Raw genomic sequence first — 17,825 nt, forward strand, 5'->3', positions numbered from 1 at the left:
CACATTTATATGTAATGAAAAACGGGAGAAAATAAGGCTTAAGTAGGCTTTATTTCTAGGCTGAATTTTATGAAAATATAATTATTTTTATTTTATCTATTTTTTGGGGGCTATAAGTTTAAAATATAGATGAAAAGAAGTATTCTTAAAGGTAGAGTTTTTTAACATTTGTAGGAGGGTTTATTCGTGAGCAATTTATTTACAACAGTAAAAGAAAAAGTTCAAGGAAAAGGCATTTCTATCGTACTTCCTGAAGGAACTGATGAAAGAATTTTAGGCGCTGCAGAGCGTTTAGCAAAAGAAGAACTAGTAAAACCAATTTTAGTTGGTAATAAAGAAGAAATTAGCGCAAAAGCTGCTAGCATGAACTTAACATTAGCAGGCGTTGATATTTACGATCCAGCTACATATGAAGAAATGGATGCAATGGTAGCATCTTTCGTTGAACGCCGTAAAGGTAAAGCAACAGAAGAAGACGCTCGCAAAATCCTTAAAGACGAAAACTATTTCGGTACAATGCTTGTATACATGGGCAAAGCACACGGTTTAGTAAGTGGTGCAGCTCACTCTACAGCTGATACAGTTCGTCCAGCACTTCAAATTATTAAAACAAAACCAGGCGTTACAAAAACTTCTGGCGTATTCATTATGGTACGTGAAGAAGAGAAGTATGTATTCGCTGATTGCGCAATTAACATCGCACCAAATAGCCAAGATTTAGCTGAAATTGGTATCGAAAGTGCGAAAACTGCTGAACTATTCGGTATTGATCCACGCGTTGCTATGTTAAGCTTCTCTACAAAAGGTTCTGCGAAATCTCCAGAAACAGAAAAAGTTGTAGAAGCAACTCGCATTGCAAAAGAAATGGCTCCTGAATTAACTTTAGATGGAGAATTCCAATTCGATGCTGCATTCGTACCATCTGTGGCTGAGAAAAAGGCTCCAGGTTCTACAATTAAAGGTGATGCTAACGTATTCGTATTCCCAAGCTTAGAAGCTGGTAATATCGGCTACAAAATCGCTCAACGCTTAGGTAACTTCGAAGCAGTAGGCCCAATCTTACAAGGTTTAAACATGCCTGTAAACGACCTATCTCGTGGATGTAACGAAGAAGAAGTGTACAAGTTAGCTTTAATTACAGCGGCTCAAGCACTTTAATTCTATAACGAATTGATATGAAAAATGACCATCCTATTTCGTGTATAACGGAATAGGATGGTCATTTTTGTTTTTATTAAAGAATTAAGTAGTTTTAAATTATTAGGGGATACATTTTTCTTAGAAGATAAACAATTCGTTGTGGTTAAGAAATAAGAGCATTTATATAAAAAATAGAAACCGCCGCTATTATAGCGACGGTTTCTATTTTTCTAAGCCAAGTGCCTTATTGTTACGATCAATAATACGTTGTAAATTCGTCTCGTATAAAGGAATTTCATCTAATGTTAGCTGAGATGGTGTTAACTTTGGAGCGAATTGCTGCAACGTTTTTAAAAGACGCATCATTAAATCTTGCACTGTAATTGTTTCGCCAAGTAATTCAGATAGTGAAGCCATCGTGCTCGGCACAATTTCAGGGTACGTAAATCGCGTTTCTTCTCCTTGAATTGCTACGTTGTAAAAATCACGAACGAGTGCGGCACGCTCAGAACCGCTTCCTGTAGCACATAGGTAAATTTGTACAGCAACGCCACCGCGAATACGGCGTTGTGAAATACCAGCGAATTTTTGATTACGAATACTTAAATCGTAGCTACCAGGACAGTAAGAACCAACAATTTCTTTTGCCTCGATAGTAACATCGTAATCGTTTAACATTTCCTTAATTAAATGCCACATCGTATCGTACCCAAGATCAATATCAATACCTTTTTCTGTTTCTTGGAATAAAAGTGATACGTTTAAAACACCTTCATCAAGTACGACCGCAAGTCCACCAGAATTACGAACGATAACATTAAAGTCGTTTTGTTTTAAAAAGGAAATACCTTCTTCTAAATGTGGTAGGCGTGAATCTTGAATGCCTAGAACAATTGTATTGTGATGAACCCAAGAGCGCATTGTTGCAGCTGATTCGCCATTTCCAATACTTGTGCATAATGTGTCATCCATTGCGAATGACTGCAATGCATGGAATGTTGGCCCTAAACTAGACTGATCCACAATACGCCACTCTGGCTGAGATAAAATCGAACGGGAATTGCTCATATAACTAACCCCTTATCTTTAAAATGACAATCTCTATTATAGCAAAAAAGAAGGAAGAAGGTTTTTGAAAGGAATCTTCTTGGCTAAGAATGATAAAGGGGGATTCTAAATTCGAAGAAGCACACATAGTTGAAGTGAAATAAAAAAGGATGCACATATGCATCCTTTTTATTCTGCGATTTTTTCTAAATTACCGTTTCGATCCATTCGGAAAGATGTTTGTGAGCGTTCCTCATCATCCATTACTGCCAATTTGCGAGCTCGGTTCATAATATTCATAAGTGTTTCGTAATCTTCTTGTACAGTATGAGATTGCTTTTCTAATTTTTCTAGTTTCTTTTCTAGTTCTTCATTTCGTAGCACTTGCGCTTTTATTTCTTGTTTCAATCTCGTATTCTCGTTTTCAAGAGCTGTTACTTTTATATTTGAAGATCCAACTGTTTGTAAAAAGTAAATAACATCTTGCATTGTTATTGAGCTTTTTGAAGCAGGAACAGTCGGTTCTTGATACGGAATAGTTTCTTTATATTGAACAGCTGTTTCGTATGGTACTAGTTCTTCATAATCATTTACCGCTTCTGAAGCTGGTGGTGTATAAAGTAAACGTTTTTTTGCTTGTTCACCGCTCGCAGCACGCATTTTATCTTTACGATGTTTTTTTGCTAGTTGAAGAGCTTGTTCGTAGCTATAGCGAACAACAGCATTCCAGCGAAAACCACAAGCAGCTGATGTGCGATTTAACTGATCTCCTACTTCTTCAAATGCATTTAATTGAGTACTTCCTTCTCGAACATGGCGAAGTACCGTTTCAGCAAGTAATAAATCGTCCTCGTCTGTCCAAGCATCTTGTCTTACTTTCATAGATTCAACTCCCTTTCTTTTTATGAACTTCCTATTTTTATAATGGGCAAAAAAATGAGCTTTTATACAAAGCTTTTAAAAATATGGTAGATTTCAATGAAGAGAAGAAATTTTGCTATGAATGATGGGAGCTTTTGAAGGAGAAAATATAAAAAGTATGTAGCTTTATATAGGAATAGAGCTATGCCCAGAGACTTGCAACAAGCTTCAAAGAGCGGTAAAATACCATTTAGTGTTTATTTTTAAATGTACTTGTGAAAAGTTTAAAATAGAGGAAGTGTTATATATAATGGGAAACGAATTTCGTGTGTGTGATGATTGTCAGGCGACGAACGTTAAAACGCTAATTCCGAAGTTAAAAAAAGTAGATTCATGTGCAACGATTGAAGTTGGATGTCAGTCTTACTGCGGACCTGGTCGTAAGAAATCATTCGCATTTGTAAATAATCGTCCGGTTGCAGCGCCAACAGAAGATGAATTAATTACAAAAATTGAAACAAAGTTAAATAAGTAAGAAAAAGAAGAGTGAACCGATTACTCTTCTTTTTTTATGCCCATAAGATAGTGCTTTGTATGAGTTCGTATTTCAAAATAATGGTTGACAGCCTTTTGGAGCGATAGGTAGAATAGAAGATGTGATTCTGATAATCATTATCAAAGTAAGGCCAATTCACCTAATTTTTTTATTGTTATTTGAGAATAAATTTCATTTTATTAAATATATGTTGTTGGTTAGGATGGTTGAGGGATGGAAGCGAGTGCAAGGAGTATAGAGCAACAAGATGTAAATATTAAAGAGATTAAGAGCAGACCGCTCATCGCTTCTATTATTTTAGTAGCGGGTACAATTTTGTTAGCTTTAAGTATGGCGGTTTCTATTTCGTTTGGTGCAGCAGATATTAGTTTAAAGACCGTATGGCAAGCTGTTTTTCAGTTTGACGGGTCGTTGACGCATCATAACGTAATTCGAGAACTTCGCATGCCTAGAGCAATAGGAGGCGTAGTTGCGGGTGCCTTTTTAGCGGTATCAGGAGCAATTATGCAAGGTATGACACGAAACCCACTTGCATCACCATCTTTAATGGGGATTACAGATGGCGCTGTATTTGGGATTGCAATTATGTATGCATTCTTCCCTAATTCACCTTATTTAATGTTTGTTATCGCATCTTTTATTGGAGCTGCGTTTGGTGCGAGCATTGTATATGGTATTGGGTCTTCTTCACCAGGTGGATTAACGCCTGTAAAATTAGCTTTAGCTGGTGCAGCGATTAGTGCTTTATTAGGGGCAATTTCATCTGGAATTGCGCTGTATTTCAACCTTGCCCAAGAGGTGAGTATGTGGAATGCAGGCGGTGTTGCTGGTGTGAAATGGCAAAGTATTAATATGTTAGTGCCGATTGGTCTAGTTTGTCTCATTATTGCAATTATGATGTCGAGATATATTACCATTTTAAGCTTTGGTGAAGAAATCGCGATTGGACTTGGTCAAAATACGACATTAATTAAATTTATCGGAACAGTACTTGTTCTTGTATTAACAGGTTCTGCAGTTTCTATGGCAGGATCGGTTGGATTCGTTGGACTTGTAATTCCGCATATGACTCGTTTCCTTGTAGGCTCAGACTATAGATGGGTTATCCCGTGTTCTGCGGTCTTAGGTGGATTGTTAATTGAATGTGCAGATATGTTATCTCGTATTATTAATCCACCATTTGAAACCCCAATTGGAGCAATTACAGCGCTAATTGGGGTTCCATTCTTCCTCTACTTAGCACGTAACGAAGGGAGAGGAAAAATGTGAGGACGAGTGTTTTAACAAAAAAGAATGTTTCAATTTTAACGATTTTAGTAGGATTAATCGTTGCTGTATTTTTAGTAAGCTTAAATACAGGAACATTTAAAATACCTCCAATGGATGTATTAAAGTCATTAGTTGGATTAGGTGCAGAAGATCAGTCTGTTATTTTATTTGAATTTCGTATGCCACGTATGGTTATTGCTATATTAGTTGGTTCTGCATTAGCTATGTCAGGAGCGATTTTGCAAGGGTTATCACGAAATCCACTCGCTGATCCAGGTATTATAGGTATTAACGCTGGAGCGGGATTAACAGTTGTTGTATTCGTCTACTTTTTCTTTGGAAAAGTTGGAACTGGTACACTTTTATCTGTATTTATCCTTCCATTTTTCGCGCTAGTTGGAGCGATATTAGCAGCGGTTATTATTTATTTACTTGCATGGAAAGATGGCGTTTCATCGACTCGATTAATACTTGTAGGTATCGCAGTTGCAGCGGGATTTGGTGCTGTTAGTTTAATTTTCTCTATGAAGATGACATCTAACGATTTCCGCTTTGCCACGATTTGGCTAGCGGGAAGTCTGTGGGGTACAGATTGGAAATTCGTACTAAGTGTACTTCCGTGGATGGTTATTTTCTTACCACTTGCCATTAGTAAAGCGCACATATTAAATGTAATGAATTTAGGTGACTCTACAGCAGTTGGTCTTGGCGTAAACGTAGAAAAGGAAAGACGTAAATTATTATTTATTGCAGTTTGTTTAGCTGGCGCATCTGTTGCTGTTGCGGGCGGAATCGGCTTTATCGGTTTAATGGCTCCGCATTTAGCGAGACGCCTCGTTGGTGGTAAACATCAAATTATGTTACCAACAGCTGCATTAATAGGAACGTTCTTGCTTTTATTTGCAGATGTAATTTCAAGAAGTGTGTTACCAACTTCAGAAATACCGGTCGGTCTTGTTATTTCTGTAATTGGCGCACCATATTTCATATATTTACTTATGAGGACAAAATAAAGGGAGGCTTTTTGTATGGCAACTTTAGCAGTTGATTCGGTATCTGTTGGCTATAATGAAGGGTTAATTATAGATGGATTAACAGTTGAAATTCCGGAAGGGAAAATTACAACGATTATTGGACCAAATGGTTGTGGGAAATCCACATTATTAAAAACGGCTTCTCGTATTTTGAAAGCAAAACGAGGTACTGTTTATCTTGATGGAAAAGCAATTGAGAAACAGCCAACAAAAGAAATCGCAAAGAAAATGGCGATCTTACCACAAACTGCAGAAGTGCCAACGGGCCTTACTGTGTTTGAACTTGTTTCATATGGACGTTTTCCTCATCAAAAAGGATTTGGAACATTGAAAGAAGAGGATTATCGCTACATTCATTGGGCACTTGAAGTGACGGGAATGACAGAATTCGCAAATCGTCCAGCAGAAGCTTTATCAGGTGGTCAGCGTCAACGTGTATGGATTGCGATGGCTCTTGCACAAGGAACAGATTTACTCGTGTTAGATGAACCAACAACATACTTAGATATGGCTCATCAACTTGAAGTATTAAACTTACTGAAGAAGTTAAACCAAGAAGAAGGCAGAACGATTGTTATGGTCATTCACGATTTAAATCATGCTTCTCGTTTCTCTGATCATATGATTGCATTAAAAGCTGGGAAGTTAATGAAACAAGGAACACCAGATGAAGTTATGACAAGTGAAACGCTTCGTAATGTATTTGAGATTGAAGCGCAAATCGTTCCATGTCCAGTAAACTGTAAACCAATTTGTTTAACATACGATTTAACGATGATTAGTAATCAATTGCGTAAAAAAGCATAATTAATAGAATGTCCCCCTCTTAAAGAGGTAAGAGGGGGGATTCTAATGGACGTTGAGCTTCTTATTGATGAATGGGAAGTTGAACGCCCATTAGAATGGGCTATAAACAACAATTAATAAAAATATATTAATTAAATGTTGTTTTTGTTTCTTATAGTTAAATGCAAATTATAAGAGAAATACAGCTAGAAGGAGTGGGAATATGAAGAAATTTAAAACGGCACTATTAGCAATGGTACTAGTTGTTACTTCTGTACTATTTGCGGCTTGTTCTTCTAACAAAGAAGAAAAGAAAGCAGATGCGAAGACTGAAGAGCGCACTGTACAACATGCAAAAGGGGAAATTAAAATTCCTGCAAATCCAAAGAAAATCGCTGACCTTAGTGGTTCAACAGAAGAATTATTAATTTTCGGTATGAAACCGATTATTACTGCAAATACAACACAAGAAAAAATTGATGGACATATCGCGAAGAAATTAGAAGGTGTAAAACCAGTTGGTTCTGCTTGGGGCGATAAAATTAACATCGAGGCAGTAGCTGCTGCAAAACCAGATTTGATTCTTGTAAACAATCGTCAAGAAAAGATCTACGATCAATTATCTAAAATTGCACCAACAGTTATGTTAAAAACTCCATTAGACCAATGGCGTCCAAAATTCGAAGAAGTAGGTCAAATCTTCGGTAAAGAGAAAGAAACAAAAGAATGGTTCAAGCAGTATGATGAAAAAGCAAGCAAATTACATGACAAAATCATCGCAAAAACTGGCGATGCAACATTCATGAAAATGGCTGCATATCCAAATGCATTCCGCGTATACGGTGACTACGGTTACGGTAGCGTAATCTTTAATGACTTAAAATTACCAGCAGTTAAAGGTACACCAACTGATAAACCGCTAGTACAAGTACAAAAAGAAGCTTTAATCGATTACAACCCAGATTACTTATTCGTATTTACAACTGGTGACGGTTCTCAGCGTCTAAAAGAATTCCAGGAAGAATCAATTTGGAAAAACATGAACGCTGTTAAAAACAATCACGTATTCACAATTAGCAATGAAGACCTAAACAAAGGATACTTCCCACTAGGTAAAGAAATGATCTTAGACGAAGTTGCTGAGTTTGTTTTAGGAAAATAATATACAAAAAGAAATCACTTTTACTTCGGTAAAAGTGATTTTTCTTTATATACAAGGAATTAATATAGTCTTTCATTTCTTTCTGTTTCCTATATCGTTTATAATATATAGTAAGAATGCAGTAAAGAAAGGGGGATGTCGGAAGGTGGTATATTTAAACGACAAACTCAGCGAAACAAAAGTGTTTAAAGACCCAGTACATAAATATGTGCACGTGCGTGATCGTGTTATTTGGGATTTAATCGGAACGAAAGAATTTCAACGCTTGCGCCGTATTAAGCAGCTTGGAACGACATTTTTTACATTTCACGGTGCAGAGCATAGTCGCTTTACTCATTCGTTAGGTGTATATGAAATTATTCGTCGTATGATTGATGATGTGTTTGATGGCAGACCAAATTGGAATGCTGAAGATAGATTATTATGTTTATGTGCGGCATTACTTCATGATGTCGGCCACGGCCCATTTTCTCACTCGTTTGAAAAAGTATTTTCGTTAGATCATGAGAAATTTACGCAAAAGGTTATCGTTGGCGATACGGAAATTAATGATGTGTTAAGCCGTGTTGATAAGGAGTTTCCACAAAAGGTAGCAGATGTAATTGCGAAAACATCTACTAATAAACTAGCGATTAGTATGATTTCAAGCCAAATTGATGCTGATCGTATGGATTATTTATTAAGAGATGCTTATTTCACAGGTGTAAAGTATGGCAACTTTGATATGGAACGTATACTGCGTGTCATGCGTCCATATGGGAATCAAGTAGTCATTAAAAATAGTGGTATGCATGCTGTAGAGCATTATATTATGAGCCGTTATCAAATGTATTGGCAAGTATATTTCCATCCGGTAACGCGTAGTGCAGAAGTTATTTTAACGAAGATTTTACATCGAGCTAAATCATTGCATGAGAAGTACTATACTTTTAAATATCATCCTGTTCATTTCTACTCTTTATTTGAAGAAGAGGTAACAGTAGAGGATTATTTAAAGCTAGACGAGAACGTTATGTATTATTACTTCCAAGTATGGCAAGACGAAGAAGATCCAATTTTAAGTGATTTATGCCGCCGATTTATGAATCGAAATCTATTTAAGTATGTAGAGTTTACGGATAAGCACGGTTTAGATAATTGGATGGAGCTAAGTAGCTTATTTAAAAAGATTGGATTAGATCCAGAGTATTATTTAGTTGTTGATTCAACATCGGATTTACCGTATGACTTTTACCGCGCAGGAGAAGAAGAAGAGCGTCTGCCAATCTTACTCCTTATGCCTAACGGGGAACTTAGAGAGCTTTCACGTGAATCGGATATTGTTGAGGCGATTACGGGTAAGAAGAGAACGGATCAAAAGTTATTTTATCCGCATGATTTAATCTATGAAGATGGAAGAAAAGGAAAATATAAAGAAAGAATTATCGAGTTGTTAGAAGGAAAAAAATAAGAAGCAGCTAATGGCTGCTTCTTATGAAAAACTTGAAATTATTTGTCGCTTAAGCGTTTTCCACCAACTGCATAATGGTTTTTAGACATTTCTTCGATGAAAACAACGATGTTTTCTTCAGGAGCACCAGTTGTTTCGCTTACTGCTGCGGTTACTTTCTCAGCAAGAGCTTTCTTTTGTTCTTCTGTGCGTCCTTCTAGCATTTTCACTGTTACGTATGGCATGTACAATCGCTCCTTTTATGTAAGTTACACTCTTATTATAGCGGATTATGAGGAAGAACAATCGAAAAAACAAATATTTTCTTTTTTTGACATATGGAAGAGGAGATGAAGTATGGATCAGTTATTTAGATACCCGTTGCACCAAATTCCATTGGTAGCAATGGCAATTATTATTGCGCTATCTGTGCATGAATTTGCACATGCGTATGTTGCATATAAATTTGGAGATGATACAGCAAAGAAACAGGGACGGTTAACATTATCGCCGATGGCTCACTTAGATCCTATCGGGATGATTGCTGTATTAATTCTTGGATTCGGTTGGGCAAGACCAGTGCCTGTTAACCCGTATAATTTCAAAAGACCACGTCTTGCTGGAATATTAGTTTCTATTGCAGGACCGATAAGTAATTTAATTTTAAGTGCAATAGGTTTAATTATTTGGTATAGCTTATTAACATTTGGAGTATTAGATTCCATTCCATTTGCAGTAGCAGATACGTTAGCTCAATTTTTCCAAATTTTTATTATGCTTAATATTGTTTTACTTGTATTTAACTTATTACCGATTCCACCACTTGATGGATATCGCGTTGTTGAAGATTTAGCACCAGCAAATGTGCGTGCAAAAATGACACAGTATGAAAAGTATGGATCAATTGCTTTGTTAATTCTTGTTATTACACCGCTTAGCAATTACACAATTCAGCCTATTTTCAATGTTGTTATTCCGTATGTATTAGTATTTTTACAAAATATCATTGCGCCTATTTTCGGGCTTTTATAATCATTAAGCGAGGAGGAAGTTACATATGACAGAGAAAAAGAAAAAGATTGGTTTTAATATTGTAAAGAATGACTCAACAGATGGACATGGTGGGTTTGGAGTTGGAGCATTAAGTCTAGAAAATATTTCTCCTGTATTTGTTGATGTATTAGAAAAAACTGCGTTCGTTGATATTGGTGCGATGCATGCGCGTAGCACAGTAGAAAAAGGAATTAAGTTTTTAACAAATAAAGATGAAGTTCCAAACGGAAAACCATTTTGGCTTGTTTGGGTAACGATTGAAAGAACGGCAACCGGTGCTTATTATGCAGGTGTAACAGCTTGTGAAATGACAGTAGACCGTGAAATTCGCCGCGGATATAAATCACTTCCAGAGCATGTAAACAAAATGGATAAATCATTAAAGCGTCACATTATGGTTGACCATATGGATGAATCATCTAAAAAAGTACTTGGTGCATTTTTAAAAGAGCATAACGAAGCAATTTGGAACGAATCTAGTGAAGAATTGCGTCACGCATTATTAGGTGAATAAAAATAGCTGACGGATTTCCGTCAGCTATTTTTTTACCACGGGAGATATTTCTTCCACCAACTTGCTTTAGTCTTTTCTTCACTAGCCTTTTCAAACTCTTCTTTATCATCAACGTGATCCATACAATATTCAGTCGGCTCTGTACCTTTTGCGAAATACATTTTTACAGAAATTGGACAGTTTTTTGTAGCGATTTTGCCGTTTTCAGGGTTAACGTCGACTGCTACGACATCACTTGGTCGTTTAAAATCCTTTTTAGGCTGTCCATCTAAGCCTTTTTCCATCGTATCGGTCCATATTTTTTTCGCATATCCTTGTTCTGCTGGGTTTGAAATTGATTTAGGTTGATCGTATCCAACCCATACACCAGTTACGAGTTGGGGGGTAAATCCAATCATCCAACTATCAGTTTCGGTAGAACCAGACTTTCCAGCATATGTTCTTGATAGTTTTGATAACATTGATTGACCGGTTACAGCGGCATAACTGCTTAGTTTTTTATTAAACATACCTGTCATCATTTCTTCCATCACAAAAGCTTTGCTCTTATCGAGAACTTGCTTACTCTCCAAATGAGCATCGTATAACATATTCCCTTCATGATCCATAATGCGGCGAATAAAAATAGGTTTTACTTCTTTTCCACCGTTTGCGAACATGCTATAAGCATTCACCATTTCAATTGGTTTTACAGGAGATGTACCGAGAGCAAGAGAAGGAACGTCTTTTAATGCACTTGTAATTCCGAATTGCTTCGCCGTTTTTGCGAGTGTGTCTTCTCCTAAAAATAAATTGGTTTTCACAGCATATACGTTATCAGAGACTGCGAGAGCCTGTGCCATCGTTACAAAATCATCTGCATAATAATCTTTATAGTTTTTCGGTTTATACTTTGATACACCATCACCTAAAGTGAATACAGTGTATTCGCTTTTTAAGCGTGTAGCAGGGGTGAATCCTCGTTCTAAGGCCGCATAATATAGGAATGGCTTGAATGTAGAACCAGGCTGACGAGCGGCCTGTGTAGCCCTGTTAAATTGACTCGTATTATAATCAGTTCCACCAACAAGGGCAGCCACTTCACCAGTTTTTGGATTCATGGAGACGAGGGCAGTTTGTATGTTTGTTGTTTCAGGTATATGATCTTTTACAGCTTGCTCTGCTACAGTTTGTAATTTAGGGTCTAGAGTTGTATAAATACGCAAGCCACCTCGCTGTAAGGCTTGCTCATCTAATCCGATATCACGAAGAAGAGAAGCTTGTACAGCATCTTGGAAATAAGGTGCAATCTCTGCTACTTTTTTCGTATCCAATGAGGAAAATGTAAGAGTTTCCTTTTTTGCCGAGGCTGCTTGCTGTTTTGTAATATATCCTTGTTCTACCATTTCATCTAGTATGAGAGATTGACGCCCTTTAGCACGTTCTTCTTTTAAAAAAGGAGAGTAAACGCTGGGTCCTTTCGGAATACCTGCTAGCATGCTAGCTTCTGCTAATGTTAATTTTTTTGCCGTTTTATCGAAATACAGACGAGACGCAGCTTCGATTCCGTAAGCGCCGTGCCCATAATAAATTGTATTTAAATATCCTTCTAAAATATGATTTTTATTATAGTTTACTTCAAGACGAATGGTATACATTGCTTCTAATAGTTTGCGTTTCCACGTCTTATCATGATCTAAGTAAAGATTACGAGCATACTGTTGTGTAATAGTACTAGCACCTTGTACTTTTGCCATTGCTTTTAAATCAGCAATAATGGCACCGGCAATGCGCCTCATATCAAAGCCATGGTGCTTGTAAAATCGTTGGTCTTCAATAGAGAGTGTCGCCTCTTTTACATAAGGAGAAATTTCATCGAGAGATACATTATAGCGTTTTTGCATTTCATTACTTTGTCCTATAACAGTGTCATCGTTAGCGTAAAAGACACTTGTTTGTGGAACCGCAACAGGGGGAGGTCCCATGATTTTTGCAGCTATAATGATAATGAAAAAGGAAAAAACGAAAAAAAGAACACAAGAGAACATTATGGTGAAGAAAAGACGTTTATATTTTTTAAGTTTTGGATTCATAGTTTGATCCATCTTTTTCAGCCCCTCATTAATACAAGCATTATGGTATTAGTATTGAGGGTTTTGGTTTATTTTAAACAATGAAATTTCTAAAATAAAAAGAGCCCCTTCACTTAAGAAAGGAGCTCAAAAGCACGTGCTGGCCAGTCGGTAATGATGACATCTACGCCATAATCAATCATAGTTTGTAAATCTTTATATTCATTAATGGTGTAAGGGCGGAATACATATCCTTGCCCTTGTGCTAATTGGACAAACTCTTCCGTTAATAATTGAAAGTTTGGGTGTAATCCAGTTGCCTCACGTTTTTTTGCTTCAGCAATAGGATCGGCAAGTGATGTATCGTACAAAATCGCTCTTGGAATTTCTAGAGCAATTGTTGCTAATAATGAAACAGAATCATGGTTAAATGATGAAAATACAATTTGATTGGATAGATGATACTCACGAACAAGAGCAACAACTTTTTCCTCGATATTTGGATAGTGAATGACATCTGTTTTTAATTCAATGTTGAGCTGTAAATTTGTTGTAGATAGCCAAATGAATACTTCGCGTAACGTTGGAATTTTTGCTTCGTAGAAAGAAGGGTCTTTATGGCTACCGGCATCTAAAGCTTGTAATTCCTCTACAGTTTTTTCAGATACAAGTCCTACACCATTTGTTGTACGATCGACTGTTTCATCGTGAATCACAACAAGTTCACCATCTTTTGATAGGTGGACATCAAGTTCAATTCCATGAGCACCAATGCGCTCAGCTTCTTGGAAGGCGATCATTGTATTCTCTGGATGTGTTCCTTTTACCCCGCGGTGAGCGAAAATAAGTGGTTTATTCATTTGAAAATCTCCTTATCGTTTCGTTTCTTTCATTATGAAACTGCTTTGAGAAAAATACAATTGAATAGGACAAACATTTACAAAAGTCTAACAGTTGCACAAAAGTTAACGTTAACGTAAAATGTAATAATCGAGTGAAGGGAGGAATAAACATGTATAAAATTGATGAAGTAACAAAACAAGTTGGTTTAACAAAACGTACACTTCGTTATTATGAGGAAATTGGTTTAATTCATCCTCCGGAGCGTAGTGAGGGGAATATTCGCCTGTATACAGATGAGGATATTGCAAGAATTAAAAGGATTGTAGAAGCTAAAGAAGTGTTAGGAATCACACTTCAAGAAATGCAGCATTTCTTATCGTTAAAAGAAAGAATGGAACAAAGAAGAAATAGTGAAAATCCTCGTGATCGTGAAGTTATTCAAGAAATTAAAGAGATGCTTGAAAAACAAGTGCAAACGTTAGACGAGAAAATGGAGCAAATGCAGCGCGTGAAGGCGGAGCTAGAGGATAGTTTAAGTCGAGCGGTTACATTTTTAGAGAATACAAAAGGAGAGTAATTAAAATGGGGAGTAAACAAAAACTAGGGAGATTGATTACAGTAGTGGCTACCTTCCTTGCCTTTTCAGGTATAGGGGTAGTCGATCCAATTTTGCCGATTATTGCTGAGAAAATAGGTGCAACGCATTGGCAAGTTGAAATGTTATTTACAGCATATATTTTAACGATGGCAATTATGATGTTGCCAGCCGGTATATTTGCATCAAGATTTGGTGATAAGAGAATGATGACAATTGGTCTTGCAATTGTGACTGTATTTGCGTTCATATGCGGTATATCGCAAACGATTGTTCAATTATCTCTTTTCCGCGCAGGATGGGGATTAGGAAATGCGATGTTTTTCGCAACAGCAATGACATTATTAATTGCATTAAGTAAAGAAGTTCATGAAGCAGTAGGACTATATGAAGCAGCCATTGGTTTAGGGATGGCTGGTGGGCCGTTACTAGGTGGTATATTAGGTGGACATTCTTGGCGTTATCCATTTTTTGCGACGAGTATTTTAATTTTCTTAGCATTTATTTTAGTTTTCTTTTTTGTAAAAGAGCCGGAGCGAAAAGTGAAGCGTAAAGCAGCTGGTGTGGGGGAATTACTTAACTTGGTGAAATATAAACCATTTATGCAAGGTGCCATTTCAGGGATGTTATACTACTACGGATTTTTCGTCGTGCTAGCATATTCACCACTGATTATGCATTTATCTGCTATTCAATTAGGATTTGTATTTTGTGGATGGGGATTAGCGTTGGCTTACGGTTCAGCAATATTAGCACATAAGCTGGAAGGTAAATATGAACCGAAAACATTGTTAAAAGGTAGTTTGCTCGTATTTGCGATGTTATTAATTGCACTATTCTTCGTAAAAGTTATGTGGTTACAAATCGTATTAATTGTTCTATCTGGATTAACATCAGGATTAAATAATGCATTATATACAAGTTATGTAATGGATATTTCACCTTATGAAAGATCTGTGACGTCAGGTGTTTATAACTTCGTTCGTTGGTTAGGGGGCGCGATTGCTCCAATTTTATCAGGAGTCATCGGTCATATAGTTTCGCCGCAAAGCCCATTTTTAGTTGGTGGAATTGTTGTATTAGTTGGTTGTATTATAATCTTAATTCCGATTCGTAAACCAGTAGAAGTAGAGACAAAAACCCTTTCTTAAGAAAGGGTTTTTTTTCCTATTACAGGACAACCCCTTTTCACATAGATGTTAGAACGCTCTGACTAAAATATATTTTCGGTATTTTTGTACTTTTAACTATACTTTTTGGATGTTTTGTTTTATTTTTGTTAGGGGACATTAATGATGTCCCTATTATAAATTTGCAGCGAAAGGCGTGATTGTACGATGGAACTATGGTTCACTGAAAAACAAACAAAACATTTTGGAATTACGGCGCGTATTAACCGCACATTACATACGGAGCAAACAGAATTCCAAAAGCTTGATATGGTTGAAACGGAAGAGTTCGGAAACATGCTTATTTTAGACGGCATGGTTATGACAACAGAAAAGGACGAGTTCGTTTATCATGAAATGGTAGCACACGTACCTTTATTTACACATCCAAACCCTGAGAACGTATTAGTTGTTGGTGGCGGCGATGGCGGTGTTATTCGTGAAGTATTAAAACACCCAAGTGTGAAGAAGGCGACACTTGTTGAAATCGATGGGAAAGTCATTGAGTACTCTAAGCAGTACTTACCATCAATTGCAGGTGCATTAGATAATGAGCGTGTAGAAGTAAAAGTAGGAGACGGGTTCCTACACATTGCAGAAAGCGAGAACGAATACGATGTAATTATGGTAGATTCTACTGAGCCAGTAGGTCCAGCAGTAAACCTATTTACAAAAGGCTTCTACGCTGGAATCTCTAAAGCGTTAAAAGAAGATGGTATTTTCGTTGCACAAACGGACAACCCTTGGTTTACACCAGAACTAATTACAACTGTGTTTAAAGATGTAAAAGAAATCTTCCCGATTACTCGCTTATACACAGCAAACATTCCAACGTATCCAAGTGGACTTTGGACATTCACAATCGGATCTAAAAAACATGATCCACTAGAAGTAAGTGAAGAGCGTTTCCATGAAATTGAAACGAAATATTACACAAAAGAACTGCATAATGCAGCATTCGCATTACCTAAGTTTGTTGGAGATTTAATTAAGTAAGAGCGTTAAATTGAAATAAATAAAGTGTAAGTAACTCATTTAAGGTGTTTGTCTAGAAGGCTTGAACATGCTAGTTACTTACACTGCTACAAATGAAGTAGTCTTCTTATGATAAAAAGAAGGCGCAGGTAAATCGAGAAAGAGGAGCTATAGGCTCCAAATTTGAGAAATAATGAAAGGTTGGGATACCTTAAGTTCCACATAAGGAGGAAAAGAATATGCGTTTTGATGAAGCTTATTCAGGTAAAGTATTTATTAAAAGTCATCCAAGTTTTGAAGAGTCAGAGGCAGTTATTTACGGGATGCCAATGGATTGGACAGTAAGTTACCGTCCAGGTTCTCGCTTCGGCCCTGCACGTATTCGTGAAGTATCGATTGGACTAGAAGAATATAGTCCATATCTAGATCGTGAACTAGAAGAAGTAAAATATTTTGATGCGGGTGATATTCCATTACCATTTGGGAATCCACAGCGCAGCATAGACATGATTGAAGAATATGTAGCAAAACTATTAGATGCCGGTAAGTTTCCACTAGGTCTCGGCGGTGAGCACTTAGTGTCTTGGCCAATTTTTAAGGCAATGGCAAAAAAATATCCGGATTTAGCAATCATTCATATGGATGCTCATACTGACTTACGTGAGTCGTATGAGGGAGAGCCTTTATCCCACTCTACACCAATTCGTAAAGTGTGCGATTTAATTGGTCCGGAAAACGTATATTCTTTCGGAATTCGTTCTGGAATGAAGGAAGAATTTGAGTGGGCAAAAGAGGTAGGTATGAACTTATATAAATTTGACGTATTAGAACCGTTAAAAGAGGTACTACCGAAACTTGCAGGACGCCCAGTCTATGTCACAATCGATATTGATGTGTTAGACCCAGCCCATGCTCCTGGAACAGGAACATTAGAAGCTGGCGGTATTACATCTAAAGAACTATTAGAGTCCATCGTAGCAATTGCAAATTCAAATATAAAAGTAGTCGGAGCAGACTTAGTAGAAGTAGCTCCAGTCTACGATCATAGCGATCAAACACCAATCGCAGCAAGCAAATTCGTGCGGGAAATGCTGCTCGGTTGGGTGAAATAAAAGCGGAGGCAGCTCGCTCAGAATCGCAGGGTATTGGAGCACTCGACCGAGAAGCACTTTTGGCTTCGACTGAGAGTGTGAAATGGCCGGAGATTCTAGCCACTGTAGCTGGATAGAAATAAAAGCGGAAGCCTCCTAGACGACTAGGAGGCTTTTATTTTTGTCGTTCTGTGTCGGTAAGTCGGTATATTTAAAAAATCGCCGATATAATTTCATTTATCGTCACGCG

18 protein-coding genes are annotated in these 17,825 nt (G+C 37.1%); 13 read left to right on the forward strand and 5 right to left on the reverse strand.

The window, feature by feature from the left end; all coding sequences use genetic code 11:
- Nucleotides 1-186: 186 nt before the first annotated feature.
- Entirely contained in the window at nucleotides 187-1,158 is a 972-nt protein-coding gene (gene pta, locus U860_RS0100560; RefSeq protein ID WP_000067215.1) for a phosphate acetyltransferase, read from the forward strand.
- Between the two features lie 204 nt (nucleotides 1,159-1,362).
- Here pta and U860_RS0100565 read toward each other — a convergent pair whose 3' ends face one another.
- Together U860_RS0100565 and U860_RS0100570 are read right to left on the reverse strand one after the other, a co-directional pair.
- Nucleotides 1,363-2,208 (reverse strand): biotin/lipoate A/B protein ligase family protein, encoded by an 846-nt coding sequence (locus U860_RS0100565; protein ID WP_025147010.1) that lies wholly within the window; start codon nucleotides 2,206-2,208, stop codon nucleotides 1,363-1,365.
- Between the two features lie 168 nt (nucleotides 2,209-2,376).
- Complete coding sequence (locus U860_RS0100570) at nucleotides 2,377-3,069, reverse strand: RsfA family transcriptional regulator (protein WP_025147011.1); 693 nt, start codon at nucleotides 3,067-3,069, stop codon at nucleotides 2,377-2,379.
- A 289-nt stretch (nucleotides 3,070-3,358) separates the two neighbouring features.
- Between U860_RS0100570 and U860_RS0100575 the strand changes: the two genes are divergently transcribed.
- The 6 genes from U860_RS0100575 to U860_RS0100600 all read left to right on the forward strand — a co-directional run bounded on the left by U860_RS0100575 (nucleotide 3,359) and on the right by U860_RS0100600 (nucleotide 9,305).
- Nucleotides 3,359-3,583 carry a DUF1450 domain-containing protein gene (locus tag U860_RS0100575; protein ID WP_002174414.1) on the forward strand — a complete coding sequence of 75 codons (225 nt, stop codon included), beginning with the start codon at nucleotides 3,359-3,361 and terminating at the stop codon, nucleotides 3,581-3,583.
- A 234-nt stretch (nucleotides 3,584-3,817) separates the two neighbouring features.
- Nucleotides 3,818-4,873 carry an iron ABC transporter permease gene (locus tag U860_RS0100580; protein WP_002174413.1) on the forward strand — a complete coding sequence of 352 codons (1,056 nt, stop codon included), beginning with the start codon at nucleotides 3,818-3,820 and terminating at the stop codon, nucleotides 4,871-4,873.
- Nucleotides 4,870-5,886, forward strand: coding sequence for an iron ABC transporter permease (locus U860_RS0100585; RefSeq protein WP_001260763.1), 1,017 nt, complete (start codon nucleotides 4,870-4,872; stop codon nucleotides 5,884-5,886). Before U860_RS0100580 ends, U860_RS0100585 begins: the two co-directional genes overlap by 4 nt.
- Before the next feature lie 15 nt (nucleotides 5,887-5,901).
- Nucleotides 5,902-6,714, forward strand: coding sequence for an ABC transporter ATP-binding protein (locus U860_RS0100590; RefSeq protein ID WP_002174412.1), 813 nt, complete (start codon nucleotides 5,902-5,904; stop codon nucleotides 6,712-6,714).
- A gap of 202 nt (nucleotides 6,715-6,916) precedes the next feature.
- On the forward strand, nucleotides 6,917-7,855 hold the full coding sequence (locus tag U860_RS0100595; protein WP_002174411.1) for an ABC transporter substrate-binding protein: 939 nt from the start codon (nucleotides 6,917-6,919) through the stop codon (nucleotides 7,853-7,855).
- 145 nt (nucleotides 7,856-8,000) lie between these two features.
- On the forward strand, nucleotides 8,001-9,305 hold the full coding sequence (locus U860_RS0100600) for an HD domain-containing protein (RefSeq protein WP_025147012.1): 1,305 nt from the start codon (nucleotides 8,001-8,003) through the stop codon (nucleotides 9,303-9,305).
- 38 nt (nucleotides 9,306-9,343) lie between these two features.
- On the opposite strand, the gene U860_RS0100605 is transcribed toward U860_RS0100600, so the two are convergent.
- On the reverse strand, nucleotides 9,344-9,529 hold the full coding sequence (locus tag U860_RS0100605; RefSeq protein ID WP_001147171.1) for a 2-hydroxymuconate tautomerase: 186 nt from the start codon (nucleotides 9,527-9,529) through the stop codon (nucleotides 9,344-9,346).
- A gap of 112 nt (nucleotides 9,530-9,641) precedes the next feature.
- Here U860_RS0100605 and U860_RS0100610 point away from each other — a divergent pair, with 112 nt between their 5' ends.
- Both U860_RS0100610 and U860_RS0100615 read left to right on the forward strand, forming a co-directional pair.
- Complete coding sequence (locus U860_RS0100610) at nucleotides 9,642-10,316, forward strand: site-2 protease family protein (protein WP_002174409.1); 675 nt, start codon at nucleotides 9,642-9,644, stop codon at nucleotides 10,314-10,316.
- Nucleotides 10,317-10,341: 25 nt separating this feature from the next.
- Nucleotides 10,342-10,851, forward strand: a complete 510-nt coding sequence (locus U860_RS0100615) for a YwhD family protein (protein ID WP_025147013.1) — start codon at nucleotides 10,342-10,344, stop codon at nucleotides 10,849-10,851.
- A 32-nt stretch (nucleotides 10,852-10,883) separates the two neighbouring features.
- Here U860_RS0100615 and U860_RS0100620 read toward each other — a convergent pair whose 3' ends face one another.
- Together U860_RS0100620 and U860_RS0100625 are read right to left on the reverse strand one after the other, a co-directional pair.
- Nucleotides 10,884-12,935 carry a PBP1A family penicillin-binding protein gene (locus U860_RS0100620; protein ID WP_025147014.1) on the reverse strand — a complete coding sequence of 684 codons (2,052 nt, stop codon included), beginning with the start codon at nucleotides 12,933-12,935 and terminating at the stop codon, nucleotides 10,884-10,886.
- A 101-nt stretch (nucleotides 12,936-13,036) separates the two neighbouring features.
- Nucleotides 13,037-13,762, reverse strand: coding sequence for a glycerophosphodiester phosphodiesterase (locus tag U860_RS0100625; RefSeq protein WP_025147015.1), 726 nt, complete (start codon nucleotides 13,760-13,762; stop codon nucleotides 13,037-13,039).
- Nucleotides 13,763-13,914: 152 nt separating this feature from the next.
- Here U860_RS0100625 and U860_RS0100630 point away from each other — a divergent pair, with 152 nt between their 5' ends.
- From U860_RS0100630 to speB, 4 genes are all read left to right on the forward strand, one after another.
- Complete coding sequence (locus tag U860_RS0100630) at nucleotides 13,915-14,322, forward strand: MerR family transcriptional regulator (RefSeq protein ID WP_002016353.1); 408 nt, start codon at nucleotides 13,915-13,917, stop codon at nucleotides 14,320-14,322.
- Nucleotides 14,323-14,327: 5 nt separating this feature from the next.
- Nucleotides 14,328-15,491 (forward strand): MFS transporter, encoded by a 1,164-nt coding sequence (locus U860_RS0100635; protein ID WP_025147016.1) that lies wholly within the window; start codon nucleotides 14,328-14,330, stop codon nucleotides 15,489-15,491.
- Between the two features lie 186 nt (nucleotides 15,492-15,677).
- Nucleotides 15,678-16,505 carry a polyamine aminopropyltransferase gene (speE, locus tag U860_RS0100640; RefSeq protein WP_000424696.1) on the forward strand — a complete coding sequence of 276 codons (828 nt, stop codon included), beginning with the start codon at nucleotides 15,678-15,680 and terminating at the stop codon, nucleotides 16,503-16,505.
- 218 nt (nucleotides 16,506-16,723) lie between these two features.
- The gene (gene speB / locus U860_RS0100645) at nucleotides 16,724-17,596 is read left to right on the forward strand and encodes an agmatinase (protein WP_025147017.1); all 873 of its coding nucleotides are present in this window, start codon (nucleotides 16,724-16,726) and stop codon (nucleotides 17,594-17,596) included.
- Nucleotides 17,597-17,825: the final 229 nt, after the last annotated feature.

This window comes from Bacillus sp. H1a (assembly GCF_000633475.1).
GTDB lineage: Bacteria > Bacillota > Bacilli > Bacillales > Bacillaceae_G > Bacillus_A > Bacillus_A paramycoides.

Coding starts and splice junctions, on each gene's coding strand:
- U860_RS0100635 (WP_025147016.1), top strand. CDS start 14,328: ATGGGGAGTAAACAAAAACTAGGGAGATTGATTACAGTAGTGGCTACC.
- U860_RS0100605 (WP_001147171.1), bottom strand. CDS start 9,529: ATGCCATACGTAACAGTGAAAATGCTAGAAGGACGCACAGAAGAACAA.
- U860_RS0100630 (WP_002016353.1), top strand. CDS start 13,915: ATGTATAAAATTGATGAAGTAACAAAACAAGTTGGTTTAACAAAACGT.
- speB (WP_025147017.1), top strand. CDS start 16,724: ATGCGTTTTGATGAAGCTTATTCAGGTAAAGTATTTATTAAAAGTCAT.
- U860_RS0100575 (WP_002174414.1), top strand. CDS start 3,359: ATGGGAAACGAATTTCGTGTGTGTGATGATTGTCAGGCGACGAACGTT.
- U860_RS0100625 (WP_025147015.1), bottom strand. CDS start 13,762: ATGAATAAACCACTTATTTTCGCTCACCGCGGGGTAAAAGGAACACAT.
- U860_RS0100620 (WP_025147014.1), bottom strand. CDS start 12,935: ATGGATCAAACTATGAATCCAAAACTTAAAAAATATAAACGTCTTTTC.
- U860_RS0100590 (WP_002174412.1), top strand. CDS start 5,902: ATGGCAACTTTAGCAGTTGATTCGGTATCTGTTGGCTATAATGAAGGG.
- speE (WP_000424696.1), top strand. CDS start 15,678: ATGGAACTATGGTTCACTGAAAAACAAACAAAACATTTTGGAATTACG.
- U860_RS0100580 (WP_002174413.1), top strand. CDS start 3,818: ATGGAAGCGAGTGCAAGGAGTATAGAGCAACAAGATGTAAATATTAAA.
- U860_RS0100595 (WP_002174411.1), top strand. CDS start 6,917: ATGAAGAAATTTAAAACGGCACTATTAGCAATGGTACTAGTTGTTACT.
- U860_RS0100615 (WP_025147013.1), top strand. CDS start 10,342: ATGACAGAGAAAAAGAAAAAGATTGGTTTTAATATTGTAAAGAATGAC.
- U860_RS0100570 (WP_025147011.1), bottom strand. CDS start 3,069: ATGAAAGTAAGACAAGATGCTTGGACAGACGAGGACGATTTATTACTT.
- U860_RS0100610 (WP_002174409.1), top strand. CDS start 9,642: ATGGATCAGTTATTTAGATACCCGTTGCACCAAATTCCATTGGTAGCA.
- U860_RS0100565 (WP_025147010.1), bottom strand. CDS start 2,208: ATGAGCAATTCCCGTTCGATTTTATCTCAGCCAGAGTGGCGTATTGTG.